This window comes from Streptomyces sp. WELS2 (assembly GCF_013870595.1).
Classification (GTDB): domain Bacteria; phylum Actinomycetota; class Actinomycetes; order Streptomycetales; family Streptomycetaceae; genus Streptomyces.
On sequence record NZ_JACBWZ010000519.1, the window covers coordinates 1 to 4,536 of the forward strand.

At 74.8% G+C, this 4,536-nt stretch carries 2 protein-coding genes and 1 pseudogene; 1 reads left to right on the top strand and 2 read right to left on the bottom strand.

Translation table 11 applies throughout. The annotated features are described in order from the left end of the window. On the bottom strand, positions 1 to 996 hold a 996-nt coding region (locus tag H5J33_RS24635; protein ID WP_181797069.1), incomplete at its 3' end, for a type I phosphomannose isomerase catalytic subunit. A 227-nt stretch (positions 997 to 1,223) separates the two neighbouring features. On the opposite strand from H5J33_RS24635, the gene H5J33_RS37755 reads away from it, so the two are divergent. After that, complete coding sequence (locus H5J33_RS37755) at positions 1,224 to 3,380, top strand: SpoIIE family protein phosphatase (protein ID WP_258565373.1); 2,157 nt, start codon at positions 1,224 to 1,226, stop codon at positions 3,378 to 3,380. Here the strand turns inward: H5J33_RS37755 and H5J33_RS24640 are convergent. After that, positions 3,290 to 4,432, bottom strand: a pseudogene (locus tag H5J33_RS24640) (beta-ketoacyl synthase N-terminal-like domain-containing protein); the annotation flags it as partial. The gene H5J33_RS37755 and the pseudogene H5J33_RS24640 sit on opposite strands and share 91 nt — an antisense overlap. Between the last annotated feature and the right edge of the window lie 104 nt (positions 4,433 to 4,536).

Genomic DNA, 4,536 nt, shown 5'->3' on the forward strand with positions numbered 1-4,536 from the left:
GATGTCGGTGCCGAGGTCGGGGTGGTAGCCGAACAGGACGTCGGCCGGGCCCTCGATCCGCAGCCGGCCCAGGGCGGCGGGCAGCAGCAGGCTCTCCGCCCGGGCCAGCCGCTCCCGTCCCCCCGGGGTCGTCACGGTGACCGGCGCCCCCGCGTTGCTCACGACCATCGCCGTGGAGAACTCGCGCACCAGCGGCGCCGCGGTGCCGGCCCGCCACCGCTCCAGCGCGAAATAGCGTCCGGCGCACAGCACGGTACGTTCCACACCGTCGTCCACCGGCACGCTCAGACCGGAGTGGAAGTCGGGGCGCGGCTCGGGACGCCACTCCTCCAGGAGCCGTTCGATGCCGGCGTGCCACTCCCGGTCGGGGATCGGGGCGCCGTCCTCCATCCGGTGGCGCATCGCGTGCTGCTGGATGTCGGAGGTCTGCTCGATCTCGTAGACGAGCGTGCCCGGGCCGAAGCTGTGCAGGGTGCCGCCGGGAACGTAGAGGGTCTGCCCGGCGCGTACCGGCAGACGGCGCAGGACCGCGTCGAAGTCCTGTGCCAGCAGCGCCCGGTGCAGCCGGTCGCGGTCGACGCCGCGCCGGACACCGGCCAGGGCGGTGGCCCCGGGTGCCGCTTCCAGGATGTGCCACGCCTCCGTCTTGCCGTTGGGCTCGCCCTCGAGGCGGCGGGCGGTCTCGTCGTCGGCGTGCAGGTGGACCGGGAGCGGACCGGTGGCGTCGATGAACTTCGTCAGCACGGGGAAGCGGTCGCCGTGCGGGCCGCGCCCGAGCAGGTCCTCGGCGTGCTCCCGCACCAGCTCGCGCAGGGTCCGCCCGGCCAGCGGACCGGCGGTCACCACCGCGACCTCGCCGTCCACGTCGCTGACCTCCCAGGTCTCGGCGACCGGACCGTCCGGCAGACCGGCACGGCCCCACCGGTCGGCCAGCACGCGCCCGCCGAACACGTGCTGCTTGACCGGCGTGGCCAGGCGCAACGGATACCACTCCACGGACTGCCCCTCCCGCGTCGGCCGGTCTCCTCCGCTGCGGGGGTTCCCGCCGCCCCCGGGCGCAAACCGGGACGAAGCGTCCGGCTCGCCGCCGTGGCCGTACACGGCGGTGTGGCGCATCGTGGAGGGGGCTGGCGATCCGCGGGGAAGGCCGTCTCGTCCGACCCGTGGGGCGAGCCGGCCGCATCACCGCGTACTGGTGCGGCCGAGGGAAGGAGCGCGTTTCGATGAGACGAGAGAAGCCGCGCCCGGAGCAGGCCGATGCGCTGGCGGGCGCCGCGGTCGATCCCAGCGGGCTGCTGGACCTGCTGGGCGTCGCCGCGGTGCTGCTGGAGGCCGACGGCAAGATCGACATGTGGAGCCCGCAGGCAGAGGAGCTGTTCGGCTACACCCGCGGCGAGGCGGTCGGGCAGTACGCGGCGTCGTTGCTCCTCCACCCCGAGCACCAGGACGCGGCGGTCACCCTGTTCGCCGACGTGATGGAGACCGGCCGGCGCTGGGCGGGAGCCTTCCCCGTCCGGCTCAAGGACGGCGGCACCCGGATGATCGAGTTCCGCAACGTCCGGCTGACGGACAGCCTCGGGGACCACTACGCCCTCGGCCTGGCCGTCGACCGGGTCGCCCTGCGGCAGATGGAACGCAAGCTGGCCCTGTCCAACCGACTGGTCAGCCAGGCGCCGATCGGGCTGGCCGTCATGGACACCGAGCTGCGCTATCTCGCCGTCAACCCCGCCCTCGCGGCCATGCACGGCGTGCCCGAGGCCGATCACGTCGGCCGCGGGTTCCGCGAGATCCTGTCCGACCCGGACTTCGGGGGCGCCGAGGAGGTGATGCGGCGGGTCCTGGAGACCGGCACCCCCGTGGTGGAGGAGCAGGTGGTGGGCCGTACGCCCGCCGACCCGGAGCAGGAGCACGCCTGGGCGTTGTCCGTCTACCGGCTGGAGGACCACCGCGGCCGGCCCCTCGGCATCGCCACCGTCGTGGTCGACGTCACCGACCGGTACCGGGCGGCGTGCAAGGCCGACGAGGCCCAGCGGCGGCTGCGGCTGATCGCCGACGGCTCGGCCCGGATCGGCACCACCCTGGAGGTGGACCGCACCGCGCGGGAACTGGCCGACGTGCTGGTGCCCGGCCTGGCCGACATGGTCTCGGTGGACCTGCTCGACTCGGTCCTGCAGACCGGCCGTACCGCCCCCGGCGACGGACCGGCGCTCTTCAGGGTCGTGGCGGTGAAGACCGCCTACCCCACCGACGCGGGCCGCGCCATGGTGCCACCCGGCCGCCTCACCACGTACCACGCCGACCACCCCGCGTCGCACTGCATCCGCAGCCGCCGCCCCCTGCTGATCACCCACCTGGGCGGGGGCGACCACTCCCGCATCGCCGCCGACTCCGAGGCCGCCGCGCTGCTGGCCCGGGCCGGCGTGCACACCGACATGGCCGTCCCGCTCATCGCCCGCGAGAAGATCCTCGGCGTCATGGGCCTGGCCCGGGCCCGCAACCCGCTGCCCTTCGACGAGGACGACCTCACCCTCGCCTGCGAGCTGGCCTCCTCCGCCGCGCTGAGCATCGACAACGCGGTGCTGCACCAGCACATCCGCAGTGCCGTCGAGACCCTCCAGCGCAGCCTCCTGCCGCAGCTCCCGCCCCGGCGCCCCGGCCTGGAGGTCGCCGTCCGCTACCGCCCGGCCCAGGCCCGCGACGAGGTCGGCGGCGACTGGTACGACGTGATCCCGCTCGACGGCGACCGCACGGCGCTCGCGGTGGGCGACGTCATGGGCAGCGGCATCCAGGCCGCCACCGCCATGGGCCGGCTGCGCACCGCGACCGCCACCCTCGCCGACCTCGACCTCGACCCGGCACGGATCCTCACCCACCTCGACAAGACCACCCGCGAGCTGGACCCGTACATCGCCACCTGCGTGTACGCGGTCTACGACCCCCACCGGGCCCGGCTGCACGTGGCGTCCGCCGGCCATCTGCCGCCGGCCCTGGTGCGCACCGGCGAGCAGCCGCGGCTGCTGGACCTGCCCACCGGCACGCCGCTCGGGGTGGGCGGTGTCCCCTTCGAGAGCACCACCGTCGAGCTGAAGCCCGGTGACCGCCTCGTGCTCTACACCGACGGGCTGGTGGAGACCCGTGACGACCCGATCGACGAGCGCCTGGAGGCCCTGCTGCGCCTGCTGGCAGCGCGGGACCAGTCCACGGAGGAGACCTGCGACCGGCTGCTGCCGACGTGCAGGGTGCGGGGCAGGGTGCCGTGCCGCATCGCCTGCACCATCTTGATCACGCCGCCGACGCCGGCCGCGGCCATGGTGTGCCCGATGTTCGACTTCAGCGAGCCGAGCAGCAGCGGTCGCGCGGCCGGCCGGTTCTGGCCGTAGGTGGCGAGCAGGGCCTGGGCCTCGATGGGGTCGCCGAGCCGGGTGCCGGTGCCGTGCGCCTCCACGGCGTCGACGTCCCCGGGCTTCAGCCGGGCGTCGGCGAGGGCCTGCCGGATCACCCGGCGCTGGGCGCGGCCGTTGGGCGCGGTCAGGCCGGTGCTGGCACCGTCCTGGTTGACCGCGCTGCCCCGCACCACGGCCAGCACCGGGTGTCCGAGCCGCCGGGCGTCGGACAGCCGTTCCAGCAGGAGCAGGCCCACGCCCTCGCCCCAGGCGGTGCCGTCGGCGGCGGCGGCGAAGGACTTGCAGCGGCCGTCCGGGGCGAGGCCGCCCTGGGCGCCGAAGTCCGCGAACGCGCCGGGCGAACTCATCACCGTGGCGCCGCCGGCCAGGGCCATCGCGCACTCCCCGCGCCGCAGCGCCTGCGCGGCCAGGTGCAGCGCGACCAGGGAGGAGGAGCAGGCCGTGTCGACGGTGAGGGCGGGGCCCTCCAGGCCGAGGAAGTAGGCGATCCGTCCGGAGGCGACGCTGCCGGAGTTGCCGGTGCTGAGATAGCCCATCGCCTCGGCGGGGATGGCCTCGGCCCGGGTGGCGTAGTCGTGCAGGTTCAGTCCGGTGAAGACGCCGACCGGCTCGCCCCGGACGGCCGACGGGTCCAGCCCGGCCGCCTCGAAGGCCTCCCAGGCCGTCTCCATCAGCAGCCGCTGCTGGGGGTCCATGGCCAGCGCCTCGCGCGGCGAGATGCCGAAGAAGTCGGCGTCGAACTCGTCGGCCCGGTGCAGGAATCCGCCCCGGCCCGCCGCGCCGGCCGGCCAGCCCCGGTTGTCCGGGAAGCCGGTGATGGCGTCCCGTCCCTCGGCCACCAGCTCCCACAGCCCGTCCGGGTCCTCGACGCCGCCCGGGTAGCGGCAGCTCATGCCGGTGATCGCCACCGGTTCGTGCCGGCTGTCGGTCAGTTCGCGCACCTGCCGCCGCGCCTCGCGCAGGTCGGCCGTCGCGCGCTTGAGGTAGTCGAGGTACTTGGCCTCGTTGGTCACGGCTTCCGTGCTCACGGCGACTCCAGTTCGGCGTCCAGCAGGTCGAAGATCTCCTCGGCGGTGGCCGACTCCAGGTCGGTCTCCGCCGGGCGGTCCACCGGCCGCTCCGGGGCGCCGGT